16 protein-coding genes are annotated in these 14,992 nt (G+C 63.1%); 11 read left to right on the top strand and 5 right to left on the bottom strand.

Translation table 11 applies throughout. The features are described from left to right. The first annotated feature begins 82 nt into the window (after positions 1 to 82). Entirely contained in the window at positions 83 to 265 is a 183-nt protein-coding gene (locus G455_RS0105215) for a hypothetical protein (RefSeq protein WP_028092722.1), read from the top strand. A 114-nt stretch (positions 266 to 379) separates the two neighbouring features. On the opposite strand, the gene hemH is transcribed toward G455_RS0105215, so the two are convergent. After that, positions 380 to 1,432 carry a ferrochelatase gene (gene hemH / locus G455_RS0105210; protein ID WP_028092721.1) on the bottom strand — a complete coding sequence of 351 codons (1,053 nt, stop codon included), beginning with the start codon at positions 1,430 to 1,432 and terminating at the stop codon, positions 380 to 382. Positions 1,433 to 1,491: 59 nt separating this feature from the next. Further along, the gene (locus G455_RS0105205; RefSeq protein ID WP_028092720.1) at positions 1,492 to 2,316 is read right to left on the bottom strand and encodes a methyltransferase domain-containing protein; all 825 of its coding nucleotides are present in this window, start codon (positions 2,314 to 2,316) and stop codon (positions 1,492 to 1,494) included. Between G455_RS0105205 and G455_RS0105200 the strand changes: the two genes are divergently transcribed. From G455_RS0105200 to G455_RS0105185, 4 genes are read left to right on the top strand one after another with little or no spacing between them, the layout of a single operon-like run. Beyond that, on the top strand, positions 2,304 to 3,062 hold the full coding sequence (locus tag G455_RS0105200; RefSeq protein ID WP_051312205.1) for a ComF family protein: 759 nt from the start codon (positions 2,304 to 2,306) through the stop codon (positions 3,060 to 3,062). The two genes, G455_RS0105205 and G455_RS0105200, sit on opposite strands and share 13 nt — an antisense overlap. Positions 3,063 to 3,099: 37 nt before the next feature. Then, positions 3,100 to 3,360: a glutaredoxin 3 gene (gene grxC, locus G455_RS0105195; RefSeq protein ID WP_028092718.1), complete on the top strand. Its 261-nt coding sequence runs from the start codon at positions 3,100 to 3,102 to the stop codon at positions 3,358 to 3,360. After that, positions 3,357 to 4,187, top strand: coding sequence for a carbon-nitrogen hydrolase family protein (locus tag G455_RS0105190; protein WP_028092717.1), 831 nt, complete (start codon positions 3,357 to 3,359; stop codon positions 4,185 to 4,187). Before grxC ends, G455_RS0105190 begins: the two co-directional genes overlap by 4 nt. Before the next feature lie 27 nt (positions 4,188 to 4,214). Beyond that, a complete protein-coding gene (locus G455_RS0105185) occupies positions 4,215 to 4,661 on the top strand; it encodes a MarR family winged helix-turn-helix transcriptional regulator (RefSeq protein ID WP_028092716.1) in 447 nt (148 codons plus the stop codon). Positions 4,662 to 4,834: 173 nt separating this feature from the next. On the opposite strand, the gene ubiG is transcribed toward G455_RS0105185, so the two are convergent. Then, complete coding sequence (gene ubiG / locus G455_RS0105180) at positions 4,835 to 5,581, bottom strand: bifunctional 2-polyprenyl-6-hydroxyphenol methylase/3-demethylubiquinol 3-O-methyltransferase UbiG (protein ID WP_028092715.1); 747 nt, start codon at positions 5,579 to 5,581, stop codon at positions 4,835 to 4,837. A 48-nt stretch (positions 5,582 to 5,629) separates the two neighbouring features. Here ubiG and pip point away from each other — a divergent pair, with 48 nt between their 5' ends. The 6 genes from pip to infB all read left to right on the top strand — a co-directional run bounded on the left by pip (position 5,630) and on the right by infB (position 12,996). After that, positions 5,630 to 6,607: a prolyl aminopeptidase gene (gene pip, locus G455_RS0105175; RefSeq protein WP_028092714.1), complete on the top strand. Its 978-nt coding sequence runs from the start codon at positions 5,630 to 5,632 to the stop codon at positions 6,605 to 6,607. After that, a complete protein-coding gene (locus tag G455_RS0105170) occupies positions 6,604 to 7,440 on the top strand; it encodes an ABC transporter substrate-binding protein (protein ID WP_028092713.1) in 837 nt (278 codons plus the stop codon). Before pip ends, G455_RS0105170 begins: the two co-directional genes overlap by 4 nt. A 153-nt stretch (positions 7,441 to 7,593) precedes the next feature. Then, a complete protein-coding gene (rimP, locus tag G455_RS0105165) occupies positions 7,594 to 8,184 on the top strand; it encodes a ribosome maturation factor RimP (protein ID WP_028092712.1) in 591 nt (196 codons plus the stop codon). Continuing rightward, positions 8,184 to 9,824, top strand: a complete 1,641-nt coding sequence (gene nusA, locus G455_RS0105160) for a transcription termination factor NusA (protein ID WP_028092711.1) — start codon at positions 8,184 to 8,186, stop codon at positions 9,822 to 9,824. Before rimP ends, nusA begins: the two co-directional genes overlap by 1 nt. Positions 9,825 to 9,847: 23 nt before the next feature. After that, positions 9,848 to 10,468, top strand: a complete 621-nt coding sequence (locus tag G455_RS0105155) for an RNA-binding protein (RefSeq protein ID WP_028092710.1) — start codon at positions 9,848 to 9,850, stop codon at positions 10,466 to 10,468. Between the two features lie 8 nt (positions 10,469 to 10,476). Next, positions 10,477 to 12,996: a translation initiation factor IF-2 gene (infB, locus tag G455_RS0105150; protein ID WP_028092709.1), complete on the top strand. Its 2,520-nt coding sequence runs from the start codon at positions 10,477 to 10,479 to the stop codon at positions 12,994 to 12,996. A gap of 374 nt (positions 12,997 to 13,370) precedes the next feature. Here the strand turns inward: infB and G455_RS0105145 are convergent, their stop codons facing one another. Beyond that, positions 13,371 to 13,769, bottom strand: coding sequence for a (deoxy)nucleoside triphosphate pyrophosphohydrolase (locus tag G455_RS0105145; protein WP_028092708.1), 399 nt, complete (start codon positions 13,767 to 13,769; stop codon positions 13,371 to 13,373). Next, entirely contained in the window at positions 13,766 to 14,992 is a 1,227-nt protein-coding gene (gene argJ / locus G455_RS0105140; protein WP_028092707.1) for a bifunctional glutamate N-acetyltransferase/amino-acid acetyltransferase ArgJ, read from the bottom strand. The genes G455_RS0105145 and argJ overlap by 4 nt, the downstream gene beginning before the upstream one ends.

The following is a 14,992-nucleotide window of genomic DNA, read 5'->3' as shown; positions in this document are numbered from 1 at the left end:
GATAGCTGCTTAGAAAAACGCACGAGGTAAGTCTTTGGTGCGTGGTTCCGGGAAACCGCCCGCGCGAACTCTGGAGGTCAACATGAAGAAACTCGTTCTCGCCGCCGCTCTGGCTGCTGCTGCTTCGACTGCTTCGGCCGGCAACCTGGCCGAGCCCATCGTGGAAGCTCCCGTGGTCGTCGAACAAACCACTAGCTCGTCCAGCGGCATCCTGGTGCCCCTGCTCCTGCTGGTGCTGGTTGGCGCCGCTGTTGCAAGCAGCTAATCGCTGTACAACAGGATTCAGAAAAGGCGGTGGGTTTCCCATCGCCTTTTTTGTTGTCTTCAGCCGGGACGAAGAGGGCCCGTACGGGCCCGATGAGGGGTGGCAACCGGCGTCTTAGTCCAGCCAGCCGGCCAGATTCTCGCCGATCACCGTGCTCAGCGCGGCGACATGGGCCGCGTCGTCGTTAAGGCAGGGGATATAGGTAAAGCTTTCACCGCCGGCGCCGGTAAAGCTGTGCTTGATCTCTTCGTTGATCTCTTCCAGCGTCTCGATGCAGTCGGCCGAAAACGCCGGCGCGATCACCGCGATGCGTTTCTTCCCCTGCCGGGCCAGTTCGGCCACATGTTCGACGGTATAGGGTTTCAGCCATTCCTCGGGTCCGAATTTCGACTGGAAGGTGGTGACCAGATCGCCATCGCCCCAGCCCAGCCGTTCTTTCAACAGCCGAGTCGTTTTCTGGCACTGGCAATGATAGGGGTCGCCCAGTTCCCTGAGATAGCGTTCCGGCATACCGTGATAGGAACAAACCAGAACGTCGGGCCGCACTTCGGCCTTGGAATAGGCGCGTTCGACCGATTGCGCCAGGGTGTCGATATAGGCGGGATGGTCGAAATAGGCGGGCACCGTGCGGCTGGCAGGTTGCCAGGCTTCCTGCATCAAGGCGCGAAAGAACTGGTCGTTCGCCGTTGCGGTGGTGGCGCCCGCATATTGCGGATAGAGCGGAAAGAACAGGATGCGGTCGCAGCCGGCCTTGACCATCTCGCGCACCTTCGACGGGGTCGAGGGGTTGCCGTAGCGCATGCAGAAATCAACCATCACCCGATCACCATAACGCTCTGACAGCGCAGCGGAGATCTTGGTCGTCTGTGCCCTCGTGATGGTCATCAACGGGCTTTCGTTCAGCTCTTCGTTCCAGATCGACTTATAGGCGGCACCGCTGGAGAACGGTCGTTTGGTCAGGATGATCAGTTGCAGCAGCGGCTGCCATTTCCAGGCCGGATAGTCGATGACCCGCTTGTCGGACAGGAATTCGCTCAGATAACGCCGCATCGGCCCATAGGAATAATGATCCGGTGTGCCGAGATTGGCCAGAAGCACCCCGACCTTGCGGCTGGGAAACGCGGGGTGATCGGCGGGGGCATGGGCGGGGCGGGCGGTGTCGGTCATGGCTCGGTCTTCCTGCTCGCTATGGGACTGTCTGGCAAATAGGTGTGGGGCCGGTCGGGTCAATCCGGCAGCTTGAATTCCATCGCCTGCAGCGCATCGGCCAGCCGGGCCTTTGCCGATCCCGGGCGCAGCGGCTTTGGTTGGCTTTCGTCCGGTGCCCAGCCGGTGAGGCAGACCATTTCAAAGCTGGCACGCAACCGGCCCGAGCCGGCGGTGAAATGGTCTGCATAAAGCTGGTTGGCACGGTCGAAAACAGCGCGCCGGGTCGGGTGATGCAGGCGGGCCGTCATGACATTGGTTTCCGCCATGCCGCGCAGATCATGCATCAGGTGCGCAAGGTCGCGATATTCCGCGGTCAGCGTCAGGCTGTCGGCCACCGGCAACGCCAGGCCAGCGCGTTGCAGAAGCGCGCCCAGATCCCGGATTTCGCCCATCGGGGCAACCCGGGGCGACAGGCCGCCGGTCACTTCGCTTTCGGCCTGGCCCAGAACGGCGCGCAGCTCGCTCAGTGTTTCGCCGCCCAGCATCAGCACCAGCAGGAACCCGTCGGGTTTCAATGCCCTGCGGCATTGGATGATCTGTCCGACCGGATCGTTGGCGACATGCAGGCACATGGCATGAATCGCCAGATCGTGCTGGCCGGGCTCCAGATCCAACGTGTCGTCATCGCTGATAATCCGCGCTTGGGGGAAGGCCTCGCGCCAGATTTCAGCGAAGGGCGTGACGATAACCGGAGCGGTAAAGACTCTCTTAACCATAGAAAGGCGATCCTGAACCTCCTCCACCGCGGCACGGTGCAGGAACAGGCTGTCGTCATTGGCGCGGGCCCGGCGGGCCGTCAGGGCGGCGCGATCGAACAGGGGGGGAGCGGATGCGGCTGTCATGTGCGGTAATTAAGCCTTTGCGCCCGGTGTTTCAAACGGCAGTTTCGTTGATTTATCCGCCGCGCTGTCTGGGCTGCGGCACCCTGGTCGACAGCGATTTCGGCCTGTGCAGTGCCTGTTGGCGTGACACGCCGTTTATCGGCGGCACGGTCTGCGAAAGCTGCGGCATCCCGTTGATGGGGGCGCCTGACGGGCATCGGATCGACTGCGACCATTGTCTGGATCACCCTCGCCCCTGGCAGAACGGTCGGGCGGCGCTGTTATACTCTGATCAGTCGCGATCTCTTATATTGGGTTTGAAACATGGAGATCGCCAAGATGTTGTAGGTCCAGCCGCCCGCTGGATGGCCCGGGCTGTCCGGCCAATCCTGCGCGAGGGGGCGTTGATCGTCCCGGTGCCACTGCATTGGACCCGGCTGTTGCGGCGGCGGTATAATCAGGCGGCACTGTTGGCGCGGGGTCTGGCGGCGCAGACGGGATTGGAGCATTGCCCCGATCTGCTGCATCGGCATCGCCGTACCAGAAAGCTCGAGGAGGCGTCGGCGGAGGAACGTTTTGCCGCATTGGCCAGCGCCATTCGGGTGCATCCGGGCCGCGCCCGGCGGATCGCCGGGCGGGCGGTGCTGCTGGTCGATGACGTGATGACCTCGGGTGCGACGCTTTCGGCCTGTGCGATAGCCTGTCGCGAGGCCGGTGCCGCCGTTGTCGATGTGGTGACACTGGCACGCGTTGCATTGGATGACTAAATCCCCGAGAAAGGGAGGGCATCCAGAGGGCACGCATATGAAACCCGTCGAAATCTATACCTCGCCGATCTGCGGCTATTGTCACGCGGCCAAGCGGCTGCTGAACCAGAAGGGCGTCGAATATTCCGAAGTTGACATCTTCGCCCATCCCGATCGCAAGCCGGAGATGATCCAGCGGGCCAACGGGCGCCGGACTGTGCCGCAAATCTTTATCGGCGATACCCATGTGGGCGGCTGCGATGATCTTTATGAACTGGAGCAGGACGGCAAACTCGACCCGCTGTTGGCGGACCAATGAAGACGGCGCTGCTGCAGCTCTGTTCCGGGGATGATCCGGCGGACAATCTGCGCCAGGTTCAGTGGATGCTGGCCGAGGCCGCGGCGGAGGGGGTGAAATTCGCCCTGACGCCTGAGGTAACGAATTGCTTTTCGCCGAACCGGGATCATCAGCGTAGCATGCTGCGGACCGAGGAAGAGGATGAAACCCTGCCTGCCCTGCGTCAGCAGGCGGAGGAGCTGGGCATCTGGCTGCTGATCGGATCGCTCGGGCTCAAGACCGGGGATGCCGACGGGCGGTTCGCCAACCGGTCGTTCCTGATCGGGCCCGATGGCGGCATCCGGGCGCGTTATGACAAGATCCACATGTTCGACGTGCAGGTTACGCCTGAGGAGACCTATCGCGAATCAGCCGCCTATCGGCCCGGTGATCGCGCCGTGCTGGCGCAGACCGATTTCGCGCCGGTGGGGATGACGATCTGCTATGACATCCGCTTTCCGCATCTCTATCAGAAACTGGCGCTGGCTGGGGCCAGGGTGCTGACGATTCCGGCGGCCTTTTCCCCGGTCACCGGTGCCGCGCATTGGGAAGCGCTGTTGCGGGCCAGGGCGATCGAGACCGGTTGTTTCGTGCTCGCCCCGGGCCAGACCGGGATGCATCCGGCGACCGCGGGCAAGCCGCGTGCCACCTATGGGCACAGCATGGCGATTTCCCCCTGGGGCGAGGTGCTGGTCGATGGCGGGACCGAGGTGGGGCTGCATGTCTTCGACATCGAGCTGGATCAGGTCGAGGAAGCACGCCGCAAGGTGCCGTCCCTGTCCCATATCCGGGCCTTCGACGGGCCGTGATTCGGCCCTGTTGCCCAGCGAGCGCGCATGAGTGAAGATCCCAACACGCCCCTGGCCGTGGCCCTGTTCAGTGAGCTGCTGATCGCTGATCAGCTGCTGCGCAACCGCCTTGGCCGGGTGTTGCCGAAGGGGATGGAGATTTCGCATTTCTCCGTCCTCAATCATCTGGCTTTCGTGCAGGACGAACGCACTCCGGCACAGTTGGCGGATACCTTCCATGTGACGCGCGGGGCGATCACCAATACCCTGAGCAAGCTGGAATGGGCGGGTTACGTCCATATCCGTCCGGACTGGGATGATGCCCGGCGCAAAATGGTGGCAATCAGCCCGGCCGGCCGGCGGGCCCGGGATCAGGCGATTTCCGCGATTGCGCCGATGATCAGCCAGATGGTGGGGGAATTGGGCGTCGACAAGGTGCGATCGGCGTTGCCGGTGCTACGCGATCTGCGCGGGCGGTTGGAGAAGGAAGGCTAGGGGCGTCTCTTGGATCAAGGGTTTGCCCGCCCCCTGGGAGGGCGCCATCTCAGCGTCTTGCGCCGAACCGATGAAAAGCAAGATGGGGCTGTTTCGCTCCGCTCAGATCGGCGAGCGCACCCACCCAGGGCCGGGCGCGGCCCTTCGCGCCCAGTTGCCCTGAAAACAATGCCTTACCCGCGTTTCACACTAGCGGTCACATAGTTCACGCTGAGGTCGCGGGCCGAGATCGACCAGCTCCAGCTCAGTGGATTGAACACGAAGCCCTTGCGGTCGACCGGCTCCACCCCGGATTGCTGCAAGAGCGCAATCAGCTCGTCCGGCGTGATGAATTTTGACCATTCATGCGTGCCCCTGGGCAGCCAGCGCATGATCACTTCGGCGCCGATGATGGTCATTGCATAGGATTTCGGATTGCGGTTGATGGTCGAACAGATGTGCAGCCCGCCCGGCTTCAGCAGGTCGCGGCAGGCGGTGAGATAGGACAGCGGATCGGCCACATGTTCGACCACCTCCATGTTCAGCACCACGTCGAATTGTTCGCCGGCGGCCGCCAGCGCCTCGGCCGTGGTGTGGCGATAGTCGATCTCAAGCCCTGATTGTTCGGCGTGAATTCGGGCCACTGGCAGGTTCTTCTCGGCGGCGTCGGCACCGATCACCTCGGCCCCTAGGCGCGCCATCGGTTCCGACAGCAGCCCGCCGCCGCAGCCGATATCCAGAAGGCGCAAGCCGGCAAAGGGGGCGGGGACAGTCAGGTCGCGGTCGAATTGGCCGGCGATCTGGCCGGTGATATAGTCCAGCCGGCAGGGATTCAGCATGTGCAGCGGCTTGAATTTGCCGGACGGATCCCACCATTCCGCCGCCATCGCCTCGAATTTGGCGATTTCCGAAGGGTCGACCGTGGATTCAGACGCTTGCATTCCGTTCACCGTTCGCTCTTTTATCCGTTGAAGGTATATAGGTCAGTAATGGACAAATTCCCGGATCAAAAGCGCGCAGTGCAGTATCTCTACCCGCCGGTCGATGCGTTCGATCAGCGCATGCTCGACGTGGGCCAGGGCCATACGGTCTATATGGAGCAGAGCGGCAATCCAGATGGCATCCCAGTGGTGGTGCTGCACGGCGGCCCCGGCGGCGGCTGCAGCCCGGCGATGCGGCGCTATTTCGATCCGAAGATGTATCGGGTGATCATGTTCGACCAGCGCGGTTGCGGCCGGTCGCGGCCACATGCCTCGGTCAAGGACAACACCACCTGGCATCTGGTCGCCGATATCGAACGCATCCGGACCCTGCTGGGGATCGAGGCCTGGGCCGTCTTCGGTGGAAGTTGGGGCGCCACCCTGTCGTTGATCTACGCCCAGACCCACCCCGGCCGGGTTACTCATCTGATCCTGCGCGGCGTCTTCTTGATGACCCAGGCAGAGCTGGATTGGTTCTATGGCGGTGGTGCCGGCAAGTTCTGGCCCGAGGTCTGGGCGCGTTTCGTCGCGCTGATCCCGGACGAAGAGCGTGGCGATATGATCGCGGCTTATCACAAGCGGTTGTTTTCCGGAAATATCTCGGAAGAGATCACCTATGCCCGCGCTTGGGCGTCTTGGGAAAACGCGCTGGCCTCGATCCATTCGCACGGCCATCCCGGCGAGACGCCGGGGGATTACGCCCGCGCCTTTGCTCGGCTTGAGAATCACTATTTCGTCAACGGCGGGTTCCTTGAATTCGACGGCCAGATCCTGGCCAACATGGGGCGGATTTCCCATATCCCGGGTGTGATCGTCCAGGGCCGCTATGACATGATCTGTCCGCCCACCGCCGCCTGGCGGGTGAGCGAGCTTTGGCCGGCGTGCGATCTGACCATGGTGCGCCACGCCGGCCATGCGCTGTCCGAACCCGGGATCAGTGCCGAGCTGGTGCGCGCGATGGACCGCATCGCCGAGGATCTGCGATGACCCGGATCGACCGCCGCGCGCTTTTCACCTCGGGTGCCGCTGCCGCGTTGCTGGCGGCCTCCGGCGTGTCTCTGGCCGCGGCGCCGCGCCCCGGGGGGCATCTGCGCCTGGCGGTGCCGCGCGACGGGTCGCTGGATCGGGTGGCGCGCGGGGCCATGTTCGACGGCTTGACCGAAATCGGCCCCGACGGTGCCCTGCGCCCTGAACTGGCTGCAAGCTGGACCGGTAGTTCCGATGCCCGTCGTTGGCGGTTCGAACTGCGCGAAGGCGTTGCGTTTCACGACGGCCGTGCGCTGGGTATCGAGGATGCCGTTGCCTCCTTCCGCGCCTGGGAGGTGCCGGGCGTCACCCGGATCGAGGCGGAGCGGCCCCGGACCCTGGTGGTCGAGCTGGTCAAGGGCGATCCCGATCTGCCTTATCGCTTGGCCGCGGCAGAGCGGATCGTGGCCCGGGCCGGTGCGCTGGATCTGCCCCTGGCCGAGGCAGTCGGCACCGGCGCCTATCGCGTCGAGCGGGCGCAGGAGGGGCGGCATTTCCGGGCCACCCGGGTGGACGGTCATTACAAGCAAGGGCAGGCCGGCTGGGCCGACAGCGTTGAAATCATCGTGATCCCGGATGCCGCCGTGCGCGCCGAGGCCCTGCGCGACGGTTTTGTCGATGTCGCGGCGCTGCCGGCGCCCGACGGGTTGCTTGAGCGCGGTGATTTCCTCTATCATCCCTCGGCCCAGGATATGGCGCTGGCGGCCCGCCGGGGGGTCGGTATTCCCCGCAAGATCGGCATGCGCGCGCCGCTGGACGATGGCCGCATCGCCGAACGCTGGTGGCTCGCTTAAGCCACCCGCTGCCTGCGTCTGGACTTGGGGCTTGAAGATTCGCCTCTATGGGCGTATATGCCCCTCAACAGCGGCGCGTCGGGCTCTCTGGGCTCGGGGCACCACCGGATAATTCTGACGGGCCGCGCGCCCGTTTTTTTGTGTTTGGATGATATGACCAACGATCTGATAGCAAAGGCCGCCATCGACCGTCGCCTGGCCGAGATCATCACCCCGGTGATCGAGGATCTGGGGTTCGAGCTGGTGCGGATCCGGCTGATGTCCGGCAAGAGCACCGTTCTGCAGATCATGGCCGACCGCCCCGAGGGTGGGATCGAGGTGGACGATTGCGCCGCCATCTCGAACGCCGTGAGCGCGGTTCTCGATGTCGAGGACCCGCTTATTGATGCCTATACGCTGGAGGTTTCCAGCCCCGGCATCGACCGGCCGCTGACCCGGCTGAAGGATTTCGACATGTTCGAAGGCTATGAGGCCAAGCTTGAGACCTCTGAGCTGATTGACGGGCGTCGCCGGTTCAAGGGGGTGCTGGCCGGGATCGAGGGCAACGAGGTGCTGATCAACCTCGAACAGGATGGCGAGGAGGTCACCATCGGGCTCGACTTCGACTGGCTGAGCGACGCCAAGCTGGTGCTGACCGATGAGCTGATCAAGGAAATGCTGCGCCAGCGCAAGGCTGCGGGGCAGCTTGACGAAGACAAGTTTGACGAAATCGAGACCGAAGGGTCCGCGCAGGAGGACATGTGATGGCAATCACTTCCGCAAACCAGCTTGAGCTGCTGCAAACCGCCGAGGCGGTTGCCCGCGAAAAGATGATCGACCCGTCGCTGGTGATTGAGGCGATGGAGGAGTCGCTCGCGCGTGCGGCCAAGAGCCGGTACGGCTCGGAGATGGACATCCGTGTCAGTATCGACCGCAAGACCGGCAAGGCCACGTTCACTCGGGTCCGGACCGTTGTCGAGGATGACGACCTGGAGAATTACCAGGCGGAAATGACCGTCAAGCAGGCCAAGCAATATATGGCCGATCCGCAGGTGGGCGATCAATTCGTCGAAGAGGTTCCCCCGGTTGAAATGGGCCGGATCGCTGCTCAAAGCGCCAAGCAGGTGATCCTGCAGAAGGTGCGCGAGGCCGAGCGTGATCGCCAATACGAGGAATTCAAGGACCGCAAGGGCAGCATCATCAACGGTGTCGTCAAGCGTGAGGAATACGGCAACGTCATCGTCGACGTGGGTGCCGGCGAGGCGATCCTGCGCCGCAACGAGAAGATCGGCCGCGAAAGCTATCGCCCGAACGACCGCATCCGTTGCTACATCAAGGATGTGCGTCGCGAACCGCGTGGCCCGCAGATCTTCCTCAGCCGCACCGCGCCGGAATTCATGGCCGAGCTGTTTAAGATGGAAGTGCCGGAAATCTATGACGGTATCATCGAGATCAAGGCGGTGGCCCGTGATCCGGGATCGCGCGCCAAGATCGCCGTGGTGTCCTATGACAACTCGATCGACCCGGTCGGTGCCTGTGTCGGGATGCGCGGCAGCCGCGTGCAGGCCGTGGTGAACGAACTGCAAGGCGAAAAGATCGACATCATTCCGTGGTCGGACGATATGCCGACCTTCCTGGTCAACGCGCTGCAGCCGGCCGAAGTGTCGAAAGTTGTGCTGGACGAGGAAGCCGGTAAGATCGAGGTCGTGGTGCCCGAGGAACAGCTTTCGCTGGCAATCGGTCGTCGCGGTCAGAACGTGCGTCTGGCCAGCCAGTTGACCGGTCTGGACATCGACATCATGACCGAGGAAGAAGAAAGCGCCCGCCGCCAGAAGGAATTCGAGGCACGCACCAAGCTGTTCATCGACACGCTCGATCTGGACGAATTCTTCGCACAGCTTCTGGTTTCGGAAGGCTTCACCAGCCTTGAGGAGGTCGCCTATGTCGATCTCGACGAACTGCTGGTGATCGACGGCGTGGACGAGGATACTGCGGAAGAGCTGCAGGCGCGGGCCCGTGATTATCTGGAAGCGCAGGCAAAAGCCGCGCTTGAAAACGCGCGCAGCCTGGGGGCCGAGGACAGCCTCATTGATTTCGAGGGGCTGACACCCCAGATGGTGGAGGCGTTGGCCAAGGACGGCATCAAGACGCTGGAAGACTTCGCCACCTGCGCCGACTGGGAGCTGGCCGGTGGCTGGACCACTTCGAACGGCGAACGGATCAAGGACGAAGGTATTCTGGAGCCCTTCGACATGTCGCTGGAAGAAGCGCAGAACATGGTCATGTCGGCGCGCATTCAGCTTGGGTGGGTCGACCCGGCCGAACTTGAGACCGAAGAAGAGGTCTCGGAAGATGCCGAAGGCGGACCGGCCTCAGTGGCTGGCAACGAGGAGGCCGGAGCCTGAGCTCCGGTCCCGTGGGGATTGACATGGGTCGCGGTGGCGTCTTGAAAGACCGCGAAGACGGTCCTGAACGGAAATGCATCGCCACGGGCGAGGTACAGCCGAAATATGGGCTGATCCGTTTCGTGGCAGGTCCCGGTGGCCAGGTGGTGCCGGACCTTGCTGGAAAGTTGCCGGGTCGGGGGGTCTATGTGGCCTCGACCCGCGCGGCGCTGGAACAGGCGGTGGCGAAGAACCTTTTCGCGCGCGGTCTGAAGCAGAAAGTCGACCTGCCCGAGGATTTGCCCGGGCAGGTCGAGCAATTGTTGGCGCGGCGGGTGGTCGATCTGATCAGTATGGCGCGCAAGTCGGGGGATGCGGTCGCTGGCTATGAGAAGGTCAAGACCTGGCTCGACAAGGAAGAAGCTCAGACGTTGATCCAGGCGTCTGACGGCTCCGGGCGGGGGAAGTCGAAACTGTCCACCCCCCACCGTGGCCATTATATCGGTTGGCTTACCGCAGACGAACTAGGCATGGCCTTTGGTCGTGAAACTGTGATACATGCGGCGCTCGCCTCTGGTGGACTCGACAAACGTGTTGTAGAGGAAGCGCAACGCTTGCGCGGGTTGCGCGAAACGGACGGCGGCAGGGGCCGCCGGGAAGGATAAGTAGCTTTATGAGCGATAGTGACGGCAAAAAGACCCTGGGTCTGCGTGGGGGTTCCCATTCGGGGAACGTGAAACAGAGCTTCAGCCACGGGCGGACCAAGAACGTTGTGGTGGAGACCAAGCGCAAGCGTGTGGTCGTGCCCAAGCAGGGTGCGGGCAAGTCGTCCGGCGGTGGGTCTGCCCGGACGGGCGATCCGTCGCGCCGTCCTGCCGGCATCTCCGATGCGGAGATGGAGCGCCGTCTGAAGGCCCTGCAGGCCGCCAAGGCCCGTGAGGTCGAGGAAGCCCGCGAGCGCGAGGCCGAGGAACGCCGCCGTGCCGAAGAGCGCGAGCGCCTGCGGGCCGAGAAGGAACAGAAAGAGCGCGAACAGCGCGAGGCTGAAGAGCGCGCCCGCGCCAAGGCCGAAGAGGAAGAACGCCGGCGTGCTGAGGAAGAGGCCGCCGCGAAGCGTGCCGCGGCCGCTGCAGCGGCTGCCGCCGAGCAGCCGGCCGAACGCAAGGCGGACGGCGCGCGTGGGGGCGCGGCCAAGCAGGCCCCGGCCTCCGCGCAGCAACCGGTGCAGCGCAAGTCCGAACGCGAGCGTGAACAGCAGGCGCGCACCCCGCGCAGCAAGACCCGCGACGAAGGTCGCCGCTCGGGCAAGCTGACCCTGAACCAGGCCCTGACGGGTGGCGAAGGTGGGCGGCAACGGTCGATGGCCGCGATGAAGCGCAAGCAAGAGCGGGCGCGGCAGAAGGCCATGGGCACGCAAGAGCGTGAAAAGATCATCCGCGAGGTTCAACTGCCCGAGACGATCGTCGTCAGCGAACTGGCGAACCGGATGGCTGAACGCGTTGCCGACGTGGTCAAGGCCCTGATGAACATGGGCATGATGGTCACGCAAAACCAGTCCATCGACGCGGATACCGCCGAGCTGATCATCGAGGAATTCGGCCATAAGGTCGTCCGTGTTTCGGATGCCGACGTCGAAGACGTGATCCAGCACGAAGCGGACAAGCCCGAGGATCTGCAGCCGCGGCCGCCGGTCATTACCATCATGGGCCACGTCGACCACGGCAAGACCTCGTTGCTGGATGCGATTCGCAACACCAGCGTGACCACGGGCGAGGCCGGCGGGATTACCCAGCATATCGGCGCCTATCAGGTGAAGACCGACAGTGGTGCGGTGCTGACCTTCCTCGATACGCCGGGCCACGCCGCCTTTACCTCGATGCGTTCGCGCGGGGCTCAGGTGACGGATATCGTGGTTCTGGTCGTGGCTGCCGACGACTCGGTCATGCCGCAGACGATCGAGGCGATCAACCACGCCAAGGCGGCCGGAGTGCCGATGATCGTGGCGATCAACAAGGTCGACAAGCCCGAAGCCAACCCTGACAAGGTGCGCACCGAGCTGCTGCAATACGAGGTCGTGGTCGAAAAGATGTCCGGCGAGGTGCAGGATGTCGAAGTTTCGGCCATCACCGGCCAGGGGCTGGACAACCTGCTGGAGGCCATCGCGCTGCAGGCGGAAATCCTTGAGCTCAAGGCCAACCCCAAGCGGGCAGCCGAAGGCGCAGTGATCGAGGCGCAGCTTGACGTCGGCCGTGGTCCGGTTGCCACCGTTCTGGTGCAGAACGGTACGCTGCGCCAAGGCGATATCTTTGTCGTGGGCGAACAATACGGCAAGGTTCGGGCGTTGGTGAACGACAAGGGCGATCGAGTGCAGGAGGCTGGTCCGTCGGTTCCGGTCGAGGTGCTGGGCCTGAATGGCACACCCGAGGCCGGCGACGTTCTGAACGTGGTCGATACCGAGGCGCAGGCCCGTGAGATCGCGGAATATCGCGAAAACCTGGCCAAGGAAAAACGCGCTGCCGCCGGTGCCGCCACGACGCTGGAACAGTTGATGAAGAAGGCCAAGGACGACGAAAACGTCTCTGAGCTTCCGGTTCTGGTGAAGGCGGATGTGCAGGGGTCGGCCGAGGCGATCGTTCAGGCGCTGGAAAAGGTCGGCAACGACGAGGTGCGTGTGCGCGTGCTGCATTCGGGAGTTGGTGCCATCACCGAAACCGATATCGGCCTGGCAGAAGCATCGGGCGCCCCGGTCATCGGCTTCAACGTGCGGGCCAATGCGCCGGCACGCAGCGCGGCGAACCAGAAGGGTGTGGAGATCCGCTATTATTCGGTGATCTACGATCTTGTGGATGACGTGAAAGCGGCGGCTTCCGGTCTGTTGTCGAACGAGATCCGCGAGAACTTCATCGGTTACGCCCAGATCAAGGAAGTTTTCAAGGTTTCCAACGTTGGCAAGGTCGCCGGCTGTCTGGTCACCGAAGGTGTGGCGCGTCGCTCTGCCGGGGTGCGTTTGCTGCGCGACAACGTGGTGATCCACGAAGGCACGCTGAAGACACTCAAGCGCTTCAAGGACGAAGTGGCTGAAGTTCAGTCCGGGCAGGAATGCGGCATGGCCTTCGAGAATTACGACGATATTCGCCCCGGCGATGTCATCGAAATCTTCGAGCGTGAGGAAGTCGAGCGTAATCTCGACTGATCCACCGGGCGATCAGGATCAAACAAAACGGGGCAGCGTGGAAGTGCGCTGCCCCGTTTTTTGTTTTCGACCTATCGGTCTGCGGTGTCAGGCGCAGGCCTTAACCGGTTGTCCTTCGTACACCTTCTGACCAACGCGAACGGCGATGCGGCCGTTCGGCAGGGCGCGAACGAAAACCCCCTGCACAGAGATGCAACTGCTCACGATGATGGTGCGAAGCACGTCAACTCCTCCCTCAAGAAATGACATGCTGAGAATACATCAAAAGGTGTATTTCGCCCTATACACAAAATGATGAAAAAACCGTCCGAAATTCGTCTTGTTTCACAAGATCTGGGTAGCTCATGACGATGCCGGCGCTTGGAATACCGGCGTTATAGCCAGTCGCGCAGGATCGGGATCAGTGGGATGTCGGCTGGCGGCATCGGGTAATCGCGCAACTCGGCCGGTTTGACCCACTTCAACACCTGCCCTTCGCGGGCCTGCGGAATACCGCTCCACTTGCGGCAGGCAAAGAGCGGCATCAGCAGGTGGAAATCCTCATAGCCGTGGCTGGCAAAGGTCAGGGGTGCCAGGCAGGAGGACCAGGTGTCGATGCCCAGTTCCTCCTGCAATTCACGGATCAGCGCCGCTTCGGGCGATTCGCCCGGCTCCACCTTGCCGCCGGGAAATTCCCACAGGCCGGCCAGAGATTTGCCTGCCGGGCGCTGTGCCAGAAGCACGCGCCCGTCCGGGTCGATCAGCGCGACGGCGGAAACCAGGACGACTTTCACGACCGGTAATCCGCGTTGATTTCGATATACCCGTGGGTCAGGTCGCAGGTCCAGACGGTGGCCTTGCCGGAGCCGAGACCCAGATCGACGGCGATCACCAGGTCTTGCCCCTTCATATAGGCGGCGGCCTGATCCTCGCTATAGTTGGGAGAGACCCAGCCGTTTTCGGCCACCAGAATGTCGCCGAACCGGATGGTCAGGCTATCGCGGTCGGCTGCGGCTCCGGATTTGCCGATTGCCATGACGACGCGGCCCCAGTTCGGATCCTCGCCGGCGATGGCGGTCTTGACCAGCGGCGAATTGGCAATCGCCAGGCCATGGATCTTGGCATCGGCATCGCTGGCCGCGCCGGTGACACGGATTTCGACGAATTTCGTGGCGCCTTCGCCGTCGCGAACAACTTGTTGCGACAGATCCAGCATGACGCTGTTCAGCGCCGTTTCGAAAGCGGCATTGCCGGTGGCGTCGACGCCGGCGGCACCGGTGGCGGCCAGCATCAGGCTGTCTGAGGTCGAGGTATCGCTATCCACCGTTATGCAGTTGAACGTGGTCTCGGTCAGTTTCGACAACAGCGCCTGCAGTGCAGCCTGATCATAGGCAGCATCTGTGAAGATATAGACCAGCATGGTTGCCATATCCGGTGCAATCATGCCCGACCCCTTGGCGATACCGGCGATTTTCACCGGTTTGCCGTCGATCTCGATTTCGGCGGTGGCACCCTTGGCGAAGGTGTCGGTGGTCATGATGGCGCGGGCGGCGTCTTCGATCGCCGCATCGGACAGCGCGCCATTCAACTCTTCGAGCTTGGTGATGATCTTTTCGTGCGGTAGCGGTTCGCCGATCACCCCGGTCGAGGCGGTGAACACACGGGACTGGTCGACGCCGGTCACCTTGGCGACGGCGGCGGTGATCTCGGAGACCGAGGCCTGGCCGTAGTGGCCGGTAAAGGCGTTGGAGTTGCCGGAGTTCACCAGGATGGCCGCCGGTCCGCCGGCGGGTTGGCCAAGTTTGGCCTGGCAGTCCAGCACCGGAGCCGAGCGGGTGGCAGATTTGGTGAAGACGCCGGCGATGGCGGTGCCGGGTTGCAGCACCGCCAGCATGACGTCGGTTCGGCCCTTATATCGCACGCCCGCCGCGGCAGAGGCAAAGCGAACGCCGCCGATCAGCGGCAGTTCAGGAAAATACGCAGGTGCCAGCGGTGAGACATGCGAGATAGTGGCCAA

Source organism: Pseudodonghicola xiamenensis DSM 18339, assembly GCF_000429365.1.
GTDB lineage: Bacteria > Pseudomonadota > Alphaproteobacteria > Rhodobacterales > Rhodobacteraceae > Pseudodonghicola > Pseudodonghicola xiamenensis.
Note: the sequence above shows the minus strand (reverse complement) of the source record. Positions and strands in the feature narration are given on the sequence as shown.